Below are 19,622 nucleotides of genomic sequence, written 5' to 3' on the forward strand. Positions count from 1 at the left end.
GGCCCTGCGCCAAAATCTCCATGCCTTGCGATATCGCTGGCGCGAACCACCACGAAAGCGCAAGTTTCAGTCCATGCCAAAGCTATCTTAGCGCCTATGCCCTCAAGGGGGGGAGATCAGGCGCGCGCCTTCACCGTCAGCTCCGGCTTGCTGTTGATGGTCTGGAAGACCACGCAATAGCGTTCAGTCAGCTTGATGAGCGAATCGATGCGGTCCTGCGGCTCATCCGTGTCGAGGTTGAAATTCAGCCGGATGGCGCGAAAGCCCACGGGGGCGTCCTTGGCCACGCCCAGCGTGCCGCGAAAGTCGAGATCGCCTTCGGCCTCGACGGTGGCTGCGCCAAGCCTGAATTCCAGCGCCGTCGCCACTGCCTTCAGCGTCACGCCGGCGCACGCCACCAGCGCCTCCAAAAGCATATCGCCCGAACACAATTCGAGCCCGGAACCGCCGGTCGCCGGATGCAGGCCGGCGACCGCCAGCGCCCTGCCCGTCTCGACCTTGCAGGCAATCGACTGGTCGTCGATGGAGCCTTTGGCGCGAAGCGTGATCAGCGCTCGCGAGGAATCGTCGCGATAAGCCTCCTTGATCGGCGCCTGCATGGCTTTGAGTGCGGTGGCATCCATGTTGCATTCCTTTCAGGTCCTTCGCACTTTGATAGCACTGATATGCCGGCGAGACAGCGCCCCCCTCTGGCCCGGCCACCTCCCCACAGGGGGGAGATCTGCAGCTTCGCCGATGGCGCTTTCTACGCCGGCGATTAGCGAAGGCGGTCGCGACATCCAATCTCCACCCCTGTGGGGGAGATGTCCGGCAGGACAGAGGGGGGCTGAAGGAATGCTACCTCACGAAGAGTTACTTTGACTTCGACCGCCCCGGCCATACGTAAGCAGAGTCATTCCCGCGGAGACATCATGCCGTTCAAGCTGAAACTGATCTCGCTTACCCTGTTGGTGCTTGCAGCCTTCGCGCAGCCAGTCCTCGCCGAAACGCCCGAGCGCCCCGCCCCTGCCGGCGGCGTGCTGTCGCTGCTGCCGGCACCGCAGACGACCAGCCATTCAATCACCATTGCCGGGCGCAAGCTGGGCTATCAGGCTAAGGCCGGCACGCTGTCGCTGCTATCCGGCAAGGGCGAGGTCACCGCGGAAATCTTCTATGTCGCCTATACGCTGCCGCCACTGGCGGGCGCGGAGAAGGCTCGCCCCATCACCTTCGTCTTCAATGGCGGCCCGGGCGCGGCATCCGCCTATCTGCATCTCGGCGCACTCGGCCCGCGTGTCGTCGCGACCGGCGCCGATGGCCAATTCCTGCCGCCGCCGCAAAAGCTGATCGACAATCCCGACAGTTGGCTCGACATGACCGACCTCGTCTTCGTCGATCCGGTCGGCACCGGCTACAGCCGCGAGGCCCCCGGCCAGGACACGAAAGATTTTTGGGGCGTCAGCCAGGACGCCAGTTCGATCGGCGCTTTCATCCGGCTCTATCTCGCCCAGAACGGCCGCACCGGATCGCCGCTCTTCCTCGCCGGCGAAAGCTATGGCGGGTTCCGCGCGGCACTTCTCGCCAGGACCCTGCAGGAAGATGTCGGCCTGAGCCCCAACGGCATCGTACTGATCTCGCCTGCACTGGAGTTAACGCTGGTGCTGCCCGACGAATTCCAGCCGCTGCATTGGGCGCTGGAACTGCCCTCGCTGGCGGCGGTGCGCCTGCGCAGCGAAGGCTTCAGCGGCGAAGCACTGCGCGAAAAGCTCGCCGAGGTCGAAAAGTATGCGCTGGGCGACTACCTCACGGCTCTGACCGGCGGGCTGGAACAGGGCGGGCGGCTGGCCAGCCAGCGCGTGGCCGAGATCACCGGCCTGCCGCTCGACCTCGTGCAGCGCAATTTCGCCCGCATCCCGACCGGCCTGTTCGCGCGCGAATTCCAGCGCGCCAGTGGCAAAGTGCTCAGCCCGTATGACGGCACCATCGCCACCAGCGACATCGCCCCGGAGAGCGCCCGCAGCGCCGGCCCGGATCCGGTGCTCGACCGCAGCGTGCCGGCGCTGACCTCGGCCTTTGTCGGTTATGCGCGCGACGAGCTGAATTTTCGCACCGATGTCAGCTACAGGTTGCTCAATGGCGATGTGACCCACGCCTGGGACTATGGCGGCTCGCGGCAAGGCTATGCCGGGGTGATGGACGATCTGCAGCGGGCGCGCTCGCTCAACCCGGGGCTCGGCGTGGTGATCGTCAACGGCGACACCGATCTGGTCACTCCCTATCTGGCCTCACGCTATCTGGTGAGCCAGATCCCGACGCTGGGCGGGGCAAAACCCATCCGTCTCGACGTCATCGAAGGCGGCCACATGATGTATCTCAGGCCGGGCGGCCGGCGCGCCCTGAAGGAGGCCGCTTCGGAGCTCTACCAGGCAACACAGTGAACGGCGTGCCCACGCTGTCGGCCAGGCTGCGCCAACGCAAGCTTGCCACTGGCGTAGCGCCCCGCAGGCTTTCGCCCGTATAGCCTGCAATGGGAGCCTGATTGGGGCAGGCTTCTTCTTCGTCCTCTTGACAGCGCCGGACACGCCGCATGGCCGATATTGCCATTCTGGAAACCCGCGAAAGGGTGCTTGCCGGCATCCTGTTCACCGGCTGCGCCTATTTCCTGTTTTCGACCCAGGACGCAGCGATCAAGCTTCTGGTCGTCGGCATCAGCGTCTGGCAGATCATGTTCTTCCGCTCGATCGCTGTGCTTATCGGCTGTGCTGCAATCGGCGGACCGCGCGTCTTTGCCGACACAATGCGCTCGCCCATCGTGCGGCCGATGCTGGTGCGCAGCGCCTTCACGCTCGGCGCCTGGCTCTGCTACTACAACGCGGCCCGCTCCCTGCAGCTGGCCGAACTCACCACCATCTATTACGCCGCCCCGATCATCGTCACCGTGCTGTCGGTGGTGATGCTTGGCGAAAAGGTGCCGCTGTTGCGCTGGCTGGCGGTGTTCATCGGCTTCGTCGGCGTCTTCATCGCCTGTGATCCCACTCGTCTCGGCTTGTCCGTGCCGATGCTCTTGGTACTGGCGGCGGCAGTGCTGTGGGGCATTGCCGTGGTGCTGTTGCGCAAGACGGCGCTGGCCGAGCGCACGCTGATCCAGCTTGTGCTCAACAATTTCTACTTCCTGGTGTTTTCCGCGGTGCCGGCGCTGTTGGTCTGGCAGATGCCGGACTGGCGCCAGTTGCTGCTTTTGATCAGCGTCGGCGCGCTCGGCGGCGTGGCGCAATTTATGCTGTTCGAAGGCATGAAGCGGGCGCCGGTGTCGATCGTGGCGCCGTTCGAATACACCTCATTGGTCTGGGCCTTCGGGCTCGGCTTTGCGATCTGGGGCGACGTGCCGCGTCGCGAGGTGTTTCTGGGGGCAGCGTTGATCGTCGGCGCCGGCCTGCTGATCATCGGCAACGAGCATTTCCGCAAGCGGCTATGAGTACCCCCGTGCTGACAGCATGGTGGCAGGAGAAGACGGATAGGCTGCTGAGATGACGGAAGCGCTCGACGGCCCAGGCACCACAGATACCGCTGCCGAGCGTACGCTCGGCATTATGCTGGTGGCGGCCTCGGCGGCTTTCTTCGCCCTCACCGGCGTGCTGACCAAATCGATCCACGCCGACCCGCTGACCATCACTTGCTGGCGCGGCTTTGTCGGCGCGATCCTGATCACCTTCTATGCGCTGTGGCGCCGGCGCCGCTCCGGCGGGCGGGAAAGCTTGCGGCTTGGCTGGCGCGGCTGGTTGCTGGCCCTCGAGGGCGCCGCGGCCAGCATCGCCTTCATCTCGGCGTTCAAATTCACCTATGCCGGCCGCGGGGAACCACGGGAGCGTGGTGAAATCAGGAACCGGCAGGCTCCATGGGAGCCCGGGGAACCAAGGCTAATTATGTCGCCAATGTCGCGGTCATCTACGCCACCGCGCCCTTCATCACCGCGCTGCTCGCCCTCGTGCTGGTGCGCGAGCCGTTCCGGGCGCAGACGCTTGCCGCCGCCGCCGTTTCGCTGTGCGGCGTGGCGATGATGGTCGGCTCCGGCTTCGGCAGCGGTCATCTGTTTGGCGATGGGCTCGCGCTGCTGATGACCGCCGGCAGCGCGCTCTACATGATCATGGTGCGCGCCTTCCGCGACACGCCGGTGGTGTGGGCGGGCGCAGTCTCGGCGCTTCTGCTGTTCGTGCTCGGCTGGTTCGTCACCGACCCCCTGGCGATTTCTGCTCGCGACGCCGTGCTGCTCGTCGCCTTCGGAGGATCGTTTGCGGCGGCGTCGATCCTGTGGACGGAAGGCTCGCGGCTGATCCCTGCGCCTGAGTCCGGCCTTCTCGGTGCCGCCGAAGTGCCGTTTGCGATCCTGTTCGCCTTCCTGTTCCTCGGCGAGATCGCGCCGGCCGCCAGCCTGATCGGCGGCGCCATAGTACTGTGCGCGGTTTTCGCCCATGCGGGGCGCGACTGGCTGGCCGCGAGAAAAAGTGCGGCAACCCAATAATTATTTTCCAAGTCATGGAACCATCATGCGGATCAGGCAGTTTTATGTGCGACGGGTCACCCCCCAAGTCCCCCCAAACCCCTCGACCCGTCCTCCTCAAAGCCGACCGTAAAGGTCGGCTTTTTCTTTGGACATCAGCCGGCAAAGCCGGGCAAGGCGAGGTTGTCGCTGAGCAGGATGGCAAGATCGCGCGCCGGCCGCTCGGCGCCCTGGCCGAGTTTTATCGCGAATTGCGCTGTCGGCACTGGCGGCAGGGCGAATTCGCGCGGTGCTTCGGCAATGCCTGAATGGGCAAAGCGGGCGGTGCGCAAGGTCAGCGCGATGCCGGCATTGACCGCCGTGCGCAAGCCGGCAAGGCTGGCGCTGCCGGCGGCAATGCGGTAGCGGCGGCCGGCAGCATCGAGGGCCGCGAGTGCTGCTTCGCGAAAGCCGCAATAGGGGTCGAGCAGCGCCAGCGGCAGTTCCTCTTCCCGCACGGCAAGGCCCTTTTGCGAACACAGCCACAGCATCGGTTCACTGAACAGCCCTACTTCGTCATTGGCCGGCGTCTTGCGCATGACAACGGCCAGATCGAGCTGCCCGGCCTGCAGCGCCTCGCCAAGCTCGGCCGAACGGCCGACGCGCAGTTCGACCCTGACGCGCGGATGGCTGGTCGCGAAGGCGCGCAGCAACTCCGGCAGGCCGCTATCGGCGAAATCCTGTGTCGTGCCGATGGCGACGCGACCAGCGGCACGCGCGCCCTTGAGCGCCAACCAGGCCTCGCTGTGCACGGCAAGAATGCGGCGGGCATGACCGACAAGATCCTCGCCGGCCGGCGTCAGCCCGCGCCCGCGCCCCTGCGCCACCAGCAGCGGTTCGCCGACGATCTCCTCCAGGCGCTGCATCTGCGCGGTCACCGCCGAGGGCGAGCGGCCGACAACAGAAGCAGCCTGAGCCAGCGAGCCGCCTTCGACAAAGGCAAGGAAGGTTTTGAGCAGATCGGGATCGAGAGCTTGCATACTTCGATAATACAGAACCTTATGTTCGAGACAATTCGATTTTTTTGACCCAAAGATGGTGGCATTGTCTCTCCAACGCCGCTCAAACGAAGGAGAGAAAAATGCCCATCATCAACATCAGCGTCACCGGTAAGCCCGACGCCAAGCTGTCCGCCACAATCGCCAAGGAAATCACCGGCCTGACCGCAACCCATCTGCGCAAGGACCCGACGATCACCGCCGTCGCTGTCACCTATATCGACCCGCAGCACTGGTTCGCCGGCGGCAAGTCGCTGGCCGAGCATGGCGCCAATACTTTCTGGCTCGACATCAAGGTGGTCGACGGCACCAACACCAAGCTGGAACTGGAGGCTTATCTGAAGGCGATCTTCGACACCTTTGGTAAGCTGCTCGGTGGCGTGCATGAGGAGAGCTATGCCTTCGTGCATGAAGTCCCGGCCGCGGCGTACGGTTATGGCGGCAAGTCGCAGGAGTTCCGGTTCATCAGCGGGCGGCTGAAGGCGGCTTGAGCGCGCGGCAGCCTGGCCTTCTGGGAGAAGGTGGCCTCGCGAAGCGGGGTCGGATGAGGGGTGTTGGTAGGATGGCAATCTTCAAGAACTAAGCGCTTGATAGGTCTTGATTTTCAACGTCTCACTCCGCTGGAACACCCCTCAACCGTCTCGACGCTGCGCGCCGATCCACCTTCTCCCCAAGGGGAGAAGGGGAGCTTGTCCCTTCCGCATTGACCTCGCCCCCCATTGCGCTACGCTCTCCCCGAAGCGGACGAAGAGCCGCGATATCGGAACGTTGGGAGAGACGCGGTATGATCCTGACACTGGCGCTGCTTGCAGGCCTCGTGCTGGCCTGGCTGCTGATTGGCGCGATCGAGACGTTTCGTCTCGACCTGCGCTTTACCCAGGCGCTACTCTATGTGCCGTTCAAGCTCGCCTACCGGATCGATGACCGGCGCATCCGCATTGCCCGCAACGCGCCGACGCCGGTGATCTATGTGGTCTCGCACCAGTCACGCTTCGAGCCGGCGCTGATGCTGTCGCTGCTGCCCGACGACGCGCTGCACATTCTCGACGAGGCCTCGGCGCGCTCGCCCTGGATGGAGCCTTGGCGCGAGCTTGGCCGCACCATCGCCTTCAACGCCGAGCATCTCTTCGTCAGCCGGCGGCTGGTCAGGGTGCTGAAGGGTAAAGGCCGGCTTGCCGTCTATCTGCCCGATGACGTCGAGCCCGATGTGAAGACGTTTCGCCTGTTCCGCGCCGTCACCCGCATCGCCATGCAGGCCGACGCCCGCATCGTGCCGATCTTCGTCACCGGCTCGCGCGACCTGCCGGTTTCCTTGACGCCAAAGAACCGGGCGCCGCGCCACTGGTTCCCAAAACTCTCGATCAGCGTGCTGGAGCCAATGACGATTGCCGAACTGGTGGCGCGCAACCCCGACCAGGCTTCCAACACCAATGCGTTGTTCGACCGCATCGCCGAGGCGCGGCTTTATGGCAGCAACCTCGATCGCGGCCTGTTCCTGGCCATGCGCGATGCCGCGGATCGCACCGGCGCCTCGCACCCGATCATCGAGGATGTGATCAGCGGCTCGCTCAGCTATCGAAAAATGTTCATCGGCGCGCGCGTGCTCGGCCGCCGTTTCGAGGCGGTGGCGGCGCCCGGCGAAGCGGTCGGGGTTTTGCTGCCCAACGCCAATGGCGTGGTGCTGTCCTTCGTCGGCCTGCTCTCGGCCGGCCGGGTAGCGGCGATGATCAACTACACGGCAGGGCCGGCCAGCGTAACCGCCGCGGTGCGCGCGGCAGTCATCCGAACGGTGGTTTCCTCGCGCGCGTTCGTCGAGAAGGCGGCGCTTGCCGACATCATCGCCGCGATCGAGGCCGGCGGCGCCAAAATGCTGTGGCTCGAGGATGTGCGCGCAAGCGTCACGACGCTGGAAAAGCTCGCAGCAGCGGTGCTCTGGCGATTCCCGCTGCAGCGGCAGGATGCGGCCAAGCCCGCCGCAATCCTGTTCACCTCAGGCTCGGAAGGCACGCCCAAGGCCGTGGTGCTGTCGCACCGCAATCTCCACGCCAACGCCATGCAGGCCGAGGCGCGCATTACCATTTCGCCGTCCGACATCCTGCTCAACGTGCTGCCGGTTTTTCACTCTTTCGGCCTGACCGGCGGTACCATCCTGCCGCTGGTGACCGGGGTGAAACTGTTCCTCTACCCGTCACCGCTGCACTACAAGATCATCCCGGAGATCGCTCGCAAGGTGAAGCCGACCATCATGTTCGGCACCGACACTTTCCTCGCCAACTATGCCCGCACCGCAAAGGATGGCGATTTCTCCAGCCTGCGCTTCGTCGTCGCCGGCGCGGAAGCGGTGAAGCCGGAGACGCGGCGCGTTTATCGCGAGCGCTTCGATGCCTCGATCATCGAGGGGTTCGGGCTGACGGAGGCCGCTCCCGTCGTCGCCGTCAACACCGCCATCCATGGTCGCGACGGCACGGTCGGACGGCTGTTGCCGGCGATGCGCATGAAGCTCGAACTGGTCGAGGGTATCGAGGGTGCCGGCCGCCTGTGGCTCGACGGGCCGAATTTGATGATGGGCTACATGACCGCTGACCGGCCCGGCGAATTGCAGCCGCTGGACGGCTGGCACGACACCGGCGACATCGTCTCGGTCGACCGCGAAGGCTTCATCACCATTCGCGGCCGGGCAAAACGCTTCGCCAAGATCGCTGGCGAGATGGTGTCGTTGGGCGCCGTCGAGATGCTGGTGCAGTCGCTGTGGCCGGAAGAGCGCCACGCCGCGGTGGCGGTGCCGGACAAGAGGCGCGGCGAGCGCATCGTGCTGGTCACCACCGCCGACGACGCCGATCCGGAAGAACTGCGCGCCTTCGGCAAGAAGGCAGGTGCGGCCGAACTGATGGTGCCCAACGACATCGTCAAGGTCGAGGAGATCCCGGTGCTGGGTTCCGGTAAGACGGATTATGTCTCGACGCGGAACCTGGCGATCGAGAAGCTGGGGCTGGGCCTGGCGGCTTAGCGTATCTCCTCCTTGAGGGGGAGATGGCCGGCAGGCCAGAGGGGGTCGCCTCGCGTGAAGCGCCGACGTCCTCTTCGCTCAAACGAGGTCGCGTCCGGGGCGTACCGACCCCCTCTGTCGCCTTCGGCGACATCTCCCCCTCAAGGGGGGAGATAACAACTACCCAATATCCGACGGCGGCACTTTTTCGCCCTCGCGCTTGGCGCGCTTCGAATACGCCCGCACGCTGAAAGGCAGGAAGATGAGATAGCCTGCGACAGAGGCGGTCAGCGTGTACCAGGGATAGGTCATCAACAGCAGGACGTAGAGAACGACCGCCAGGATGATCGGCAGCACCTTGTCGCCCGGCACTTTCAGGCTTTTGCCGGAATAGACCGGCAGCCGGCTGACCAGCAGGAAAGCGACCAGCGCAGTGAAGCCGGTGGCGACGAATGCCGTCAGGCGGTCCGGCTCGAGACCGAGCCGCAGGAAGGACAGATAGAGCGGCAGCATAACCAGCACGGCGCCGGCCGGTGCCGGCACGCCGACGAAGTATTCGCTCTGCCAGATCGGCCGGTCATGGTCTTCGTCGAGCACGTTGAAGCGCGCCAGCCGCAGGCCACAGGCGATGGTGAACAGAAGGGCTGCGATCCAGCCGAAGGAGCCGGCGCGGTCGAGCAGGAAGGCGTAGAGCACCAGTGCCGGCGCGACGCCGAAATTGACGATGTCGGCCAGCGAATCCATCTGCGCGCCGAATTTGGATGTCGCCTTCAACATGCGCGCCAGGCGCCCGTCTATGCCGTCCAGGAAGGCGGCGAGCAGCACCATCACCACGGCCGGCTCGAAACGGCCCTCGAAGCCGAAGCGGATGCCGGACAGGCCGGCGCAGATGGCAAGCACGGTGACCAGATTGGGCAGCACCATGCGCATCGGAATCTCGCGGATGCGCGGGCCGCCGCTGCCATGGGCCTCGAACTTTTTGAACGGCGCGCCCACCGCTTACGAAATCCTGACGAGCGGGGTTGCGGAGACGCCGCCGAATTCGGCGAGCACGGTTTCACCTCCGACCGCCGTCTGGCCGACGGCGACGCGCGGCACCGCGGTCGAAGGCAGGAAGACATCGACGCGCGAGCCGAAGCGGATCAAGCCGAAGCGTTCGCCGATGGCGATCGAACCGCCGGTCTCGGCCCAGCAGACGATGCGGCGTGCCACCAGGCCGGCGATCTGCACGGCGACAACGATTCCGTTGGGACTGTCGATGACCAGCCCGTTGCGCTCGTTCTCCGAGCTTGCCTTGTCGAGTTCGGCATTCAGGAACTTGCCCGGCCGATGCTCGATTTTGGTGATGCGGCCGCGCACGGGAGCACGGTTCACATGGCAGGAGAAGACATTCATGAACACCGAGATGCGGGTCATTTCGGTGTTGCCGAGGCCGAGCTCGCGCGGTGGCACGGCCGGGCCGACCGCCGAGATGACGCCGTCGGCGGGACTGACCACCAGCCTGTCATCGACCGGGGTGACACGCTCGGGGTCACGGAAGAAATAGACGCACCAGGCGGTCAGGATCAGGCCGATCCAGAACAGCACCGAGGAGAAATAGCCGAGGAACAGCGTGCCCGCACCAAAGGCGGCAATGAACGGATAGCCCTCGCGATGGATCGGAACGAAGGCATTCTTGATCGAGTCGACGAGGCTCATTGGCTGGAGCTCATGGGCTGGGGGCGGTCCCTGTTTCAGGTCCGGCCTCAATACCGGAAAGGCTCCGCGGCCGCAACGCAACATTGGGCAAGGCCGCATCGGCCGCAGCCGGCAGGAACGGTCACGTGCTTGCCTGCCGGCGGCTTTGCCGCCAGAGTTCATACCGCCGCTGGCTCAGTGCGCGGCGAAAAGGCCGACCGCCCATGATGCCAAACACAGGCAAAGCGTACCTTGTTGCCATACGATTGGCAGCCATGGGTGCCGTTTTGACCGTATTCCTGGCAGCGAGCGACCACGCAGCGGCGCAAGGCAAGCCATCCTTCGATTGCGCCAAGGCCGCCAGCGTGGCGGAAAAGGCCATATGCGCCGATCCGACCCTGGCGCAGGCCGATGCCGACGTCGCGAAGAATTATGCCGCGCTGCTGAAGAGGCTCGATGCTCATGCCGGCAAGGCGCTGCGGGACGACCAAAGCGATTTCATCGCGTATCGCGACCAGATCGCCGGCTTCAACGAAAGTTCGCCCAAGAACCAACAGACTTTCGATCTCGGCGAATTCCTGCGCGACCGCGCAACCTTCCTGTCCGGCATACGCAAGCCCCCCGATGCAGGTTTGATCGGCACATGGAGCAGCGTGCGCGGCAGCGTCGACATCAAGGCTGTTGGCGGAGGCAAGGTCGAAATCTCGGAAGATGTCGTTTCCAATCCAGTCTCGGAAAGTGGGTCATGCGAGATCGACGGCACGGTCGAGGAGCGCAACACTCTGCGGCTGGTCGACCGTGCCGTCGACAACGACAACCCAACCGGTTTTGTCTTTACCTTCCGACGCGACGGCGATGCGCTTGTCGTCGAGCAGAGCGGCGCCGGCAAGGATGGCAGATCGGAGCCCCTGTCATGCGGTGCCAACGGCCATGCCGATGGCACGTTCTTCCTGACTGAGAAAAAGTAGGCTTGCTGTCGCTAACCCGCCGCAGCGGAGCGATCAAAGTGGGCATTGAGCTCGGCCATAGCGGCCTCAGCGAGGCTTTCATCATCCTTACCGCGCAAGAGCACACCGCCGTTCCGCAACGATTGGAAAAGGAAGACTTGGCCTGATGCCAGCACCACCCAATTCACGATTGCTCCTTCCTCCTTCTGCACCACCGAATTCGCAGAAACGATGGCATCCGTCGGGTCGAAGCCTGCCTTGCGGAGCAGGAGGTCGACGGCGGCGGGAGCATGGTATTGTTCCGCCAACTCGATGACCGCTGTGATCTCGGGCTCTTCAGCAATGCCAAGCTTGGCGCCAACTTTCGGGGCGTTAGCCGCTAGCGGGCTCTCGCCTGGCGGTATGACAAGCAACTCTTCTGGAGCGATGTACTCGTAGACCGTGACGTGTGTCTCCGTCGCACTGCATAGTCGGGTCTTCTTCGCGCTGGTCTGAAGTTGAAAAACCAGCTGTTTCTCTCCTTCTATGTTCAGCATCCTTGCCATGCCGAACGCGATTTTGATCTCGGGCGGCGCGATCTTGGCGCAGGCAAGGCCGGCCCCGACATCGCGCCAGCTCAAGATCATCTGGCCTGCCAAGTTGCCAACGGACTTATGAAGAAGCCTGCCTTCGCGCTTCGGATTGGCCATCACCAGCCGGTGTATGACGTCGTCGTAATCGTCACTATCGACAACTTGCAGATCAGGCCATGACGCGATCCAGCGCGCCAAAAGGTTTTCCATGGGCGCGGCCTCATCCGCAACGTAGAACGCATGATCAAGTGTATCGAGAAAATCATCCCGCCCGCCCTCGAAGCCCGTCTGCCGGGCGGCTTCGTTGGGATGGTCTGCAATCCAGCTGGACATCTTTTCCAAAGTCGCAAGCTGGCCCTTTGCGCCACAAGCAGTGAGTCCAGCTCGTGCGTTGGCAATCATGGCGCCGATTTCCTGCCCGGCATTGTGGATGAATTGACTATGGCCGCCGTTCTTTACCTCCGAAGAGTACGAGTCGGCATGAAGGACCTGCATCGCCTTGGTGTCGATTTCGGGATAACGATAGAGTCCTTTGGAAACCATCGCTGTGACGAATTGCATGACAGCGAAGACGAGAAAAAACGGCTTTTCATCAGGATCCTCGACGTTCGAACGCAGTACGACGACTGGCAACGGCAGGCCGAATTCCAACTGCTTTCCAGAATCTGATGCCGACTTCTCGGGCGTTTTCTTGGATTTGCGGGAAAAGAAACCGAACATCGAAAATACTCTCTTGGTCGCAAAACTTGCGCGAACGGGTTATTTCCGACGCGACAATATCAGCTGCCCTCAAGGATTAAAGGCACTCTGATCCAGAGGCATCCGCACGATGGTTTGCCAAAATTGTCGGTCATGTCGGGGCGCCACAGATTCACACGTCCTTGGCAGGAAAGCGCTTCGCGACAATGCCGAATTGCGGCGAGGCGACAAACCAAGGGATCCGCAATGCCATCCTCGAAATCAGTCGCCTTGAACGCCAAGGTCATTACAGAAGGCCTCGCTTTCGGGGAGTCGCCGCGCTGGCACGAGGGACGACTTTGGGTCTGTAATTGGGGCACCGGCGAGATCGTCGCGGTGGGTGTGGGCGGCAAGAGCGAGGTGATGCTCACGGTGCCTGCGATACTACCCTATTCGATCGACTGGCTGCCGGACGGGCGGCTGCTGGTCATTTCGGGGCGCGAAGGGCTGTTGCTGCGGCAGGACGCGGACGGGACGCTCGCCACCCATGCCGATTTGAGAGAACTGTCAAAGAGCCCGTGGAACGAGATCGTCGTCGACGGGCGCGGCAACATCTATGTCAATGGCGGCGGGTCGGCGCCTGCACCGGGCGAGCATTTCGGGCCCGGCACCATCGTGCTGATCACGCCGGACGGCTCGGTTCGACAAGTGGCCGAGAACATCGCTTTCGCCAACGGCATGGCGGTGACGCCGGACAACAGGACACTGATCGTGGCGGAGTCGCATGCCAACCGGCTGACCGCCTTCGATATCGCGGAGGATGGCGGGCTTTCCAACCGCCGGGTCTGGGCCGATCTCGATGGCTTTCCCGACGGCATCTGCCTCGATGCCGAAGGGGCTGCCTGGTACGCGGATGTTCCCAACAAGCGCTGCGTGCGGGTGCGCGAAGGTGGCGAGGTGTTGCAGACAGTCGATGCCGATCGCGGCTGCTTTGCCTGCATGCTGGGCGGGCCGGATGGCACGACACTGTTCATCGTCGCCGCCGAATGGCGTGGTTTCGAGAACATGATCAGCGATGCCCGCACTGGCCAGGTGCTGAGCGTCGAAGCGCCCGCACATGGCGTCGGCTGGCCGTCTTACATCTCGGGTAGACGCTGATAGTTGGCGATATCGGCCTTCACACCCAGCCGGGCAATGGTCTCCTGCGGGTTGAAGCCCGCCCGCTCATGGGCTGCCTTGACGATCGGCACGACATTGTCGACGGCCGCCTGGTTTTCCCATTCGACAATGGTGACCAGGTTGAACTCGCCCGGGCCCGAAAATTGCTCGAGCACGAAATCCTGGACGAAGCCTTGCTGCAGACGCAGCAATTCATGAGTCGCCCTGACCTTGCGAAGGATTTCTTCACGGGCCTCGGCAGGAACGACGAATTTGTCGACCCTGAACACGGCTGCCTCGGCAAGTTTATCCATTTGAATCTGTCTCCGTTCTTGAACGACTTGGGTTCGGTGGCTCAGGAACGGGTTTGCGATCTCAACTTAGGTTGAGGTCAAGGGGAAACTTTCGGTGGTGATGATGGCGACGACGCTGCATATCTCCCCCCTTGAGGGGGAGATGGCCGGCAGGCCAGAGGGGGTCGGTTCGACTGGATGCGCCCCCCTTGCGACCGATGAAGGTTAGCGCTCCACGCGCTGCGACCCCCTCTGTCGCCTTCGGCGACATCTCCCCCTCAAGGGGGGAGATAGCGCTCCGCCCCTAGTTCACCTCCGACGTCCTTCTGCGGACGACCACCCCCAGCTCATCGCTCTCGCGTGCAATGCGCAGACGCTCTTCGGCTTCCGTCGCCTCGCGCTGGCGATCCCACATCGAGGCGTAGAGGCCATGTTGGCGCATCAGCTCGGCATGGGTGCCGCGTTCGGCGATCTCGCCGTCCTTGAGTACGATGATCTCGTCGGCGGTGATCACCGTCGACAGGCGGTGGGCAATGACGATGGTGGTGCGGCCCTTGCTGACCAGGTCGAGGGCGGCCTGGATCTCCTGCTCGGTGTGGCTATCCAGCGCCGAGGTCGCCTCGTCGAGCATCAGGATCGGCGGCGCCTTCAAAATCGTGCGGGCAATCGCCACGCGCTGCTTTTCGCCGCCCGACAGTTTTAGCCCGCGCTCGCCGACCATCGAGCGGTAGCCTTCGGGCAGTCGTTCGATGAACGGGCCGATCTGGGCAAGCTCGGCGGCTTTCTGCATGTCTTCCTCGCTGGCGCCGATGCGGCCGTAACGGATGTTGTAGGCGATGGTGTCGTTGAACAGCACGGTGTCCTGCGGCACCATGCCGATGGCGCCGCGCAGGCTCGCCTGCGTCACATCACGGACATCCTGGCCGTCGATCAGCACCTGACCGCCCTGGACGTCGTAGAAGCGGAACAAGAGCCGCGAAATCGTCGACTTGCCGGCGCCGGACGGGCCCACGATGGCCACCGTCTTGCCGGCCGGAACTTCGAAGGAGACGCCCTTCAGAATCTTGCGGCTGGGGTCGTAGGCGAAGTGCACGTCGCGGAACTCGACCTTGCCGGCTGTAACAGTGAGCGGCTTGGCATCCGGCTTGTCGGTGATTTCCTGCGGCACATCGAGCAGGTCGAACATCTGCTCGATGTCGGTCAGCCCCTGGCGGATTTCGCGGTAGATGAAGCCGATGAAATTGAGCGGCACCGAAAGCTGCATCAGCATGGCGTTGATGAAGACGAAATCGCCGACCGTCTGCGTGCCGGCCTGCACCTCCAGCGCCGACATGCACATGACGATGACGGTGCCGAGACCGAAGATGATGCCCTGGCCGAAATTCAGCCAGCCGAGCGAGGTCCATATCCTGGTCGCCGCCATTTCATAGCGCGCCATCGAACGGTCGAAGCGCTCAGCCTCCATACCCTCGTTGTTGAAGTATTTGACGGTCTCGTAGTTGAGCAGCGAGTCGATCGCCTTGGTGTTGGCGTCGGTGTCGCTGTCGTTCATGTCGCGGCGGATCGAGATGCGCCAGTCGCTGGCGCGCACCGTGAACCAGACGTAGAGCCACACCGTGGCCGCCACCACGACCACATATTTCCAGCCATAAGTGTAGGCGAAGATGCCGGTGGTCAGCGCGAATTCGAGGATGGTCGGCGCCGTGTTCAGCATGATGAAGCGCACGATCGTCTCGATGCCCTTGGTGCCGCGCTCGATGATGCGCGACAGGCCGCCGGTGCGGCGCTCGAGGTGAAAGCGCAGCGACAACTGGTGCATGTGAACGAAGGTGCGGAACGCAAGCTGGCGCACCGCATACTGGCCAACGCGGGCAAACAGCGCATCGCGCAGCTGGTTGAAGCCGAGTTGCACCAGCCGCACGACATTGTAGGCGACGACCAGCATCACCGGCGCCAGCAGGAAGGACGGCAGCGGCGGCGGCGATTTGGCGTCACCGGCCAGAGAATCGGTCGCCCATTTGAAGAAGTACGGCCCGGCAACCAGTGTCAGCTTGGCAACGACCAGAAGCAGCGTTGCCCAGGTGACGCGTGCCCTGAGATCGGCGCGGTCGGCCGGCCACATATAGGGCCACAGATTGCGCAAGGTGCTGAAGGTCGAGCTATCGGAAACGGTTTTTTCTGCCACTTGTCTTGCCTTTTGGGTGAGAAATCAGCGGCCGGAGCAGCAGGAATTGACGAGTGCGGTCAGCGATGCGGAAACGTCGGCGAGCGCGGCGCGGTCGAGTTGATAGCGCGAGCGCTGGCGGTCGGGCTCGAAGCGGACCAGCCCGGCTTCGACCAGGATCTTCAGATGCTGGGACACGGTGGACTGCGCCAGATCGAGATGATCGACCACCTCGCGGCAGCAGCAGGAATTGCTGGCCGAGAGATGTCTAAGGATCTCGATGCGCGCCGGGTGCGAGAGTGCGGCGAAGCTCGCGGCAACGGCGCGGCTTTGGGGCGGTGCGCAGTTTGCGTGGTCTGGTTCAGCGAGCGAGTCTGCCATCGTTCATCGGCGATAGACGATGAACGGGTGCGTGGCAAGCTAACCCGATGGGTAGAGCGACCTAATCTCCCCCCTCGAGGGGGAGATGTCGCCGAAGGCGACAGAGGGGGTTGGTACGTCCTGACGCAACGTCGTTTGCAGCAAAGAGAAGGTCGGCGTTCTATGCGCGGCGACCCCCTCTGGCCTGCCGGCCATCTCCCCCTCAAGGGGGGAGATCAAGCGCTCGGCCGCTACTGCGTCTTCACCGGCGCCGTTGTCACCTGCTCGCCCATCGCCTTGAGGTCGGCGGCTTCGCCTTCCTTTGACTTTTCCGGAACCTTGAATACCTGCCCCGGCCAGATGCGGTCGGGATCGCTGATCTGGTCCTGGTTGGCGAGATAGATGGTCGAGAAGCGCACACCGTGACCGTAGACGCGCCGTGAGATCCGCCACAGCGTGTCGTGCCTGCGGATGATGACCGCGCCGTCTGCATGTTCGAGCTTTGGCGCCACCGTCTCGGGCAGGTCGGGCGTTGCCGCCGCGACGACGGCTGGAGCCTCAGCGGCGGGCGCTGCCGGTGCCGCAGGTGCCCCGGCAACCGCCGGGGCAGCCGGAGCCGGCGCTTCAGCCGCCGGTGCGGCTGGTGCGGATGCGGCAGCAGCCGGTGCGGGCTTCGCAGGGGCAGCCGCCATAGTGGCTGGCGCCGCAGGCTCCGGAGCGGCCGGTGCTTCGGCAGCAGCCGGTGCGGCCGGCTCAGCAGGCTTTGCTTCGGCGGGCTTGGTCTCGGCGGGCTTGGCCTCCGCGGGCGCTACAGCGGCGATCGCCTCGCCGGGTTCGCGCTCGAACGGCACGGCGGCACGCGCTACCACCTTCACGCCGTCGGCATCGAGACCGTCGACATGGATGGTGTAGTTGCCGACCGGGATATCGCGCGTTGCCTCGACCAGGAAATGACCGTCGGGCGAGGTCACCGCATCGCCAAGCAGGATATCGTTGGCATAGGCGCGCACCTTGCGGCCGGCGTCAGCCAGACCGGCGACGAAGATCTTGTTGCCGTCGATCTCGACCGCCTCGACGACGATCTTGGGTGCAGCCACGGCTGCCACCGGCGGCGCTGCAGGTACTGCTGGCGCTGCAGGGGCAGTTGCGGCTTCCACAGCCGGAGCAGCAGGTGCTGTTTCAGCGGGAGCGGCAGGCGCTGCCGCGGCCACGGCAGGCGCAGCCGTAGCAGGCGCCTCAGCGGCTGGGGCAGCGGCCTGATCGCCGGCGGCCGGTGCCGCGGGCTTGGTCTCAGGCGCCGGGACGCTAAGCAGCTCGGCCGGCTTGCCGGGTTCCTCGACCATCGCCAGCACCTGGCCGGCGGCGTCCTTGGGAACCGAAACGACGGCGGTCTGCACGGAAGGGGTAACCACATCGCCGGCCGTCGCGCGCAACGCAATCGTATAGTCGCCGGGCTTCAGCGGATCATCGAGAACGATGACGAAGGCGCCGTCCGGACCGGCGACAGTCGAGCCAAGCACCGAGGAGCCGTTGAGGATCTCGATCTTCGAATTGGGCGCAGCATTGCCGGCAACGACGATCGAGCCGTTGCTTTCGACGCGCACGACGTCGAAGCTCGGCGCAACCGGGCCGGCCGCGGCCGGTGCTGGGGTTGCTGGGGCAGCAACGGGCGCGGCAGGTGCCGCCGGAGCCGCAGCTTCGGTCGCGGGAGCCGTTGCGTCGGCAGGCGCGGGTGCTGCGGGAGCCTTGGCATCGGTGGGCGCGGCGGGCGCCGGCGGCAGCCTTCCCTCGGTCCCCGGATCGGCCGGCTTTTCAGCCGGCGGCGTCAGCGATGCAATCGCCGCAGGCGGCGTGGGATTCAGATACGGGTCGAGTGCGCCCGATACATAGGCGGTTCCGACGACCGCGACGGTCCCACCCGCCGCGAACAGAAACGCCTTCAATGGATTAACAGCCATATTTCCCCTACCCCTTAGCCACCTGAAGCCGGTCTAGCGTGTTTTGCCGGCACCGACAAGAAAAAGCCCGGGCTTGTCAGCCCTTGGGGCTTGACCCCGCATTCAGACCCAATCACCAATCACGAATGAACACGATTCGATCCGTCTGCGTCTATTGCGGCTCGTCTCCGGGCCGCGATGAAATCTATGCCAAGGCCGGGCACCTGCTTGGCCGCTCGCTCGCCAAAGCCGGCCTGCGGCTGGTCTATGGCGGCGGCACCAAAGGCATTATGGGCGCAGTCGCCGAAGGCGCGCTCAAGGCCGGCGGCAAGGTAACGGGCATCATTCCGCGCTTCCTCATCAACAAGGAGGCGACCGAAACCGCGCTTGACCGGCTCGACGAGTTGCTGATCACCGACAACATGCACGAGCGCAAGCACAAGATGTTCGAGAAATCCGACGCCTTTGTGGCGCTGCCCGGCGGCATCGGCACGGTCGAGGAAATCGTCGAGATCATGACCTGGGGCCAGCTCGGCCATCACCGCAAGCCGATCGTCTTCGCCAACGTTCAAGGATTCTGGGATCCGATGCTGGCGCTGCTCGACCATATGGCCAGCGAAGGCTTCATCCACACCGCGCAACGGGTCAAGCCGCTGGTGGTCGAAGACCCCGAGGCCATCGTCGCCGCCATCATGGTGGCGGGGTCGTCGGTCGATGCGCCGACGGAAGGCGTGCAGTCGGTGATTGATAAGATGTGAGGACGAAGCCGGACTTGGCGCAGGCGGCCAGGAATTGAGCCCGGTTGGTGTCGTCGGCCTGGCGCACCAACTGCGCCGCGTCGTGCTGGCGCTCAAGGCTGCCGGCTACGAAACACTGGGCAACACCTGGATCGGCGACAGCAACAAGGCCAGCCTGGCCCAGAAGCAGAAGTCCAATGCGAAGCCACTGATCGACTGCATCTGCTTGGCAAGGATCTGTAGCGTTGGGGCAGCTGACTTCGATCTGTCCAGCTTTTCTTGAGCTCCGTCTTGTGCGCAATGTAAGCACGTTGGCGACGATTTCCATTTGCAGCCCGCTTCGCAGTTGGTTAACGGAGAACATTGGGCGGGAACGGAAATTTGGAGAGCGAGACAAAGGGGAGATGAATCCGCGCGAGCGATTGAAGGCCGCGAAGGGCGAGATCGCGTCGGAACCAAGGACGGCGATCCTGGTCCTCGGAATGCACCGCAGCGGCACCTCGGCGCTTGGCGCCCTCGTCGCCGCGCATGGAGCCACGCCGCCGAAACATCTGCTGCCCGGGAGCCTCCACAATCCCAAGGGACATTGGGAAAGTACC

17 protein-coding genes and 1 pseudogene are annotated in these 19,622 nt (G+C 64.1%); 9 read left to right on the plus strand and 9 right to left on the minus strand.

Going from position 1 to position 19,622, the window contains the following annotated elements; genetic code table 11:
- Window positions 1-116: 116 nt before the first annotated feature.
- A complete protein-coding gene (locus NKH38_RS31055) occupies window positions 117-623 on the minus strand; it encodes an OsmC family protein (protein ID WP_023731453.1) in 507 nt (168 codons plus the stop codon).
- A gap of 288 nt (window positions 624-911) precedes the next feature.
- Here NKH38_RS31055 and NKH38_RS31060 point away from each other — a divergent pair, with 288 nt between their 5' ends.
- The 3 genes and pseudogenes from NKH38_RS31060 to NKH38_RS31070 all read left to right on the plus strand — a co-directional run bounded on the left by NKH38_RS31060 (window position 912) and on the right by NKH38_RS31070 (window position 4,498).
- Window positions 912-2,417, plus strand: a complete 1,506-nt coding sequence (locus NKH38_RS31060) for a S10 family peptidase (protein WP_352764042.1) — start codon at window positions 912-914, stop codon at window positions 2,415-2,417.
- A 149-nt stretch (window positions 2,418-2,566) separates the two neighbouring features.
- Window positions 2,567-3,454 (plus strand): DMT family transporter, encoded by an 888-nt coding sequence (locus NKH38_RS31065; protein WP_023731452.1) that lies wholly within the window; start codon window positions 2,567-2,569, stop codon window positions 3,452-3,454.
- Window positions 3,455-3,506: 52 nt separating this feature from the next.
- Window positions 3,507-4,498, plus strand: a pseudogene (locus NKH38_RS31070) (DMT family transporter).
- Window positions 4,499-4,632: 134 nt separating this feature from the next.
- Here the strand turns inward: NKH38_RS31070 and NKH38_RS31075 are convergent.
- The gene (locus tag NKH38_RS31075; RefSeq protein ID WP_023731451.1) at window positions 4,633-5,496 is read right to left on the minus strand and encodes a LysR substrate-binding domain-containing protein; all 864 of its coding nucleotides are present in this window, start codon (window positions 5,494-5,496) and stop codon (window positions 4,633-4,635) included.
- 101 nt (window positions 5,497-5,597) lie between these two features.
- Between NKH38_RS31075 and NKH38_RS31080 the strand changes: the two genes are divergently transcribed.
- Together NKH38_RS31080 and NKH38_RS31085 are read left to right on the plus strand one after the other, a co-directional pair.
- Window positions 5,598-6,005, plus strand: a complete 408-nt coding sequence (locus NKH38_RS31080) for a tautomerase family protein (protein ID WP_023731450.1) — start codon at window positions 5,598-5,600, stop codon at window positions 6,003-6,005.
- Between the two features lie 293 nt (window positions 6,006-6,298).
- The gene (locus NKH38_RS31085) at window positions 6,299-8,521 is read left to right on the plus strand and encodes an AMP-binding protein (protein WP_023731449.1); all 2,223 of its coding nucleotides are present in this window, start codon (window positions 6,299-6,301) and stop codon (window positions 8,519-8,521) included.
- A gap of 159 nt (window positions 8,522-8,680) precedes the next feature.
- Here NKH38_RS31085 and NKH38_RS31090 read toward each other — a convergent pair whose 3' ends face one another.
- Window positions 8,681-9,496, minus strand: coding sequence for a CDP-alcohol phosphatidyltransferase family protein (locus NKH38_RS31090; RefSeq protein WP_023731448.1), 816 nt, complete (start codon window positions 9,494-9,496; stop codon window positions 8,681-8,683).
- Between the two features lie 3 nt (window positions 9,497-9,499).
- A complete protein-coding gene (locus NKH38_RS31095; protein WP_352904775.1) occupies window positions 9,500-10,360 on the minus strand; it encodes a phosphatidylserine decarboxylase in 861 nt (286 codons plus the stop codon).
- Window positions 10,361-10,452: 92 nt separating this feature from the next.
- On the opposite strand from NKH38_RS31095, the gene NKH38_RS31100 reads away from it, so the two are divergent.
- The gene (locus NKH38_RS31100) at window positions 10,453-11,145 is read left to right on the plus strand and encodes a lysozyme inhibitor LprI family protein (RefSeq protein WP_023685670.1); all 693 of its coding nucleotides are present in this window, start codon (window positions 10,453-10,455) and stop codon (window positions 11,143-11,145) included.
- An 11-nt stretch (window positions 11,146-11,156) separates the two neighbouring features.
- Here NKH38_RS31100 and NKH38_RS31105 read toward each other — a convergent pair whose 3' ends face one another.
- Entirely contained in the window at window positions 11,157-12,416 is a 1,260-nt protein-coding gene (locus NKH38_RS31105; protein WP_023685669.1) for a DMP19 family protein, read from the minus strand.
- 225 nt (window positions 12,417-12,641) lie between these two features.
- Here NKH38_RS31105 and NKH38_RS31110 point away from each other — a divergent pair, with 225 nt between their 5' ends.
- On the plus strand, window positions 12,642-13,532 hold the full coding sequence (locus NKH38_RS31110; RefSeq protein WP_023685668.1) for an SMP-30/gluconolactonase/LRE family protein: 891 nt from the start codon (window positions 12,642-12,644) through the stop codon (window positions 13,530-13,532).
- Here NKH38_RS31110 and NKH38_RS31115 read toward each other — a convergent pair.
- The 4 genes from NKH38_RS31115 to NKH38_RS31130 form a co-directional block, all read right to left on the minus strand.
- The gene (locus tag NKH38_RS31115; protein WP_023685667.1) at window positions 13,511-13,846 is read right to left on the minus strand and encodes an antibiotic biosynthesis monooxygenase; all 336 of its coding nucleotides are present in this window, start codon (window positions 13,844-13,846) and stop codon (window positions 13,511-13,513) included. The two genes, NKH38_RS31110 and NKH38_RS31115, sit on opposite strands and share 22 nt — an antisense overlap.
- A 283-nt stretch (window positions 13,847-14,129) precedes the next feature.
- Entirely contained in the window at window positions 14,130-16,010 is a 1,881-nt protein-coding gene (locus NKH38_RS31120) for an ABCB family ABC transporter ATP-binding protein/permease (protein ID WP_352764035.1), read from the minus strand.
- A gap of 24 nt (window positions 16,011-16,034) precedes the next feature.
- Window positions 16,035-16,370, minus strand: coding sequence for an ArsR/SmtB family transcription factor (locus tag NKH38_RS31125; RefSeq protein ID WP_023703210.1), 336 nt, complete (start codon window positions 16,368-16,370; stop codon window positions 16,035-16,037).
- A gap of 230 nt (window positions 16,371-16,600) precedes the next feature.
- On the minus strand, window positions 16,601-18,307 hold the full coding sequence (locus NKH38_RS31130) for a LysM peptidoglycan-binding domain-containing protein (RefSeq protein WP_352764034.1): 1,707 nt from the start codon (window positions 18,305-18,307) through the stop codon (window positions 16,601-16,603).
- A gap of 125 nt (window positions 18,308-18,432) precedes the next feature.
- Here NKH38_RS31130 and NKH38_RS31135 point away from each other — a divergent pair, with 125 nt between their 5' ends.
- Together NKH38_RS31135 and NKH38_RS31140 are read left to right on the plus strand one after the other, a co-directional pair.
- On the plus strand, window positions 18,433-19,044 hold the full coding sequence (locus NKH38_RS31135) for an LOG family protein (RefSeq protein WP_023673582.1): 612 nt from the start codon (window positions 18,433-18,435) through the stop codon (window positions 19,042-19,044).
- 34 nt (window positions 19,045-19,078) lie between these two features.
- Window positions 19,079-19,306 carry a hypothetical protein gene (locus NKH38_RS31140; protein WP_023673581.1) on the plus strand — a complete coding sequence of 76 codons (228 nt, stop codon included), beginning with the start codon at window positions 19,079-19,081 and terminating at the stop codon, window positions 19,304-19,306.
- Window positions 19,307-19,622 lie beyond the last annotated feature (316 nt).

This window comes from Mesorhizobium sp. M1078 (assembly GCF_040318615.1).
Lineage (GTDB): Bacteria > Pseudomonadota > Alphaproteobacteria > Rhizobiales > Rhizobiaceae > Mesorhizobium.

What these genes read in the sequence shown, in the direction of transcription:
- NKH38_RS31055 (WP_023731453.1), bottom strand. Translation starts at nt 623, where the DNA reads ATGGATGCCACCGCACTCAAAGCCATGCAGGCGCCGATCAAGGAGGCT.
- NKH38_RS31060 (WP_352764042.1), top strand. Translation starts at nt 912, where the DNA reads ATGCCGTTCAAGCTGAAACTGATCTCGCTTACCCTGTTGGTGCTTGCA.
- NKH38_RS31065 (WP_023731452.1), top strand. Translation starts at nt 2,567, where the DNA reads ATGGCCGATATTGCCATTCTGGAAACCCGCGAAAGGGTGCTTGCCGGC.
- NKH38_RS31075 (WP_023731451.1), bottom strand. Translation starts at nt 5,496, where the DNA reads ATGCAAGCTCTCGATCCCGATCTGCTCAAAACCTTCCTTGCCTTTGTC.
- NKH38_RS31080 (WP_023731450.1), top strand. Translation starts at nt 5,598, where the DNA reads ATGCCCATCATCAACATCAGCGTCACCGGTAAGCCCGACGCCAAGCTG.
- NKH38_RS31085 (WP_023731449.1), top strand. Translation starts at nt 6,299, where the DNA reads ATGATCCTGACACTGGCGCTGCTTGCAGGCCTCGTGCTGGCCTGGCTG.
- NKH38_RS31095 (WP_352904775.1), bottom strand. Translation starts at nt 10,360, where the DNA reads ATGAACTCTGGCGGCAAAGCCGCCGGCAGGCAAGCACGTGACCGTTCC.
- NKH38_RS31100 (WP_023685670.1), top strand. Translation starts at nt 10,453, where the DNA reads ATGGGTGCCGTTTTGACCGTATTCCTGGCAGCGAGCGACCACGCAGCG.
- NKH38_RS31105 (WP_023685669.1), bottom strand. Translation starts at nt 12,416, where the DNA reads ATGTTCGGTTTCTTTTCCCGCAAATCCAAGAAAACGCCCGAGAAGTCG.
- NKH38_RS31110 (WP_023685668.1), top strand. Translation starts at nt 12,642, where the DNA reads ATGCCATCCTCGAAATCAGTCGCCTTGAACGCCAAGGTCATTACAGAA.
- NKH38_RS31115 (WP_023685667.1), bottom strand. Translation starts at nt 13,846, where the DNA reads ATGGATAAACTTGCCGAGGCAGCCGTGTTCAGGGTCGACAAATTCGTC.
- NKH38_RS31125 (WP_023703210.1), bottom strand. Translation starts at nt 16,370, where the DNA reads ATGGCAGACTCGCTCGCTGAACCAGACCACGCAAACTGCGCACCGCCC.
- NKH38_RS31130 (WP_352764034.1), bottom strand. Translation starts at nt 18,307, where the DNA reads ATGGCTGTTAATCCATTGAAGGCGTTTCTGTTCGCGGCGGGTGGGACC.
- NKH38_RS31135 (WP_023673582.1), top strand. Translation starts at nt 18,433, where the DNA reads ATGAACACGATTCGATCCGTCTGCGTCTATTGCGGCTCGTCTCCGGGC.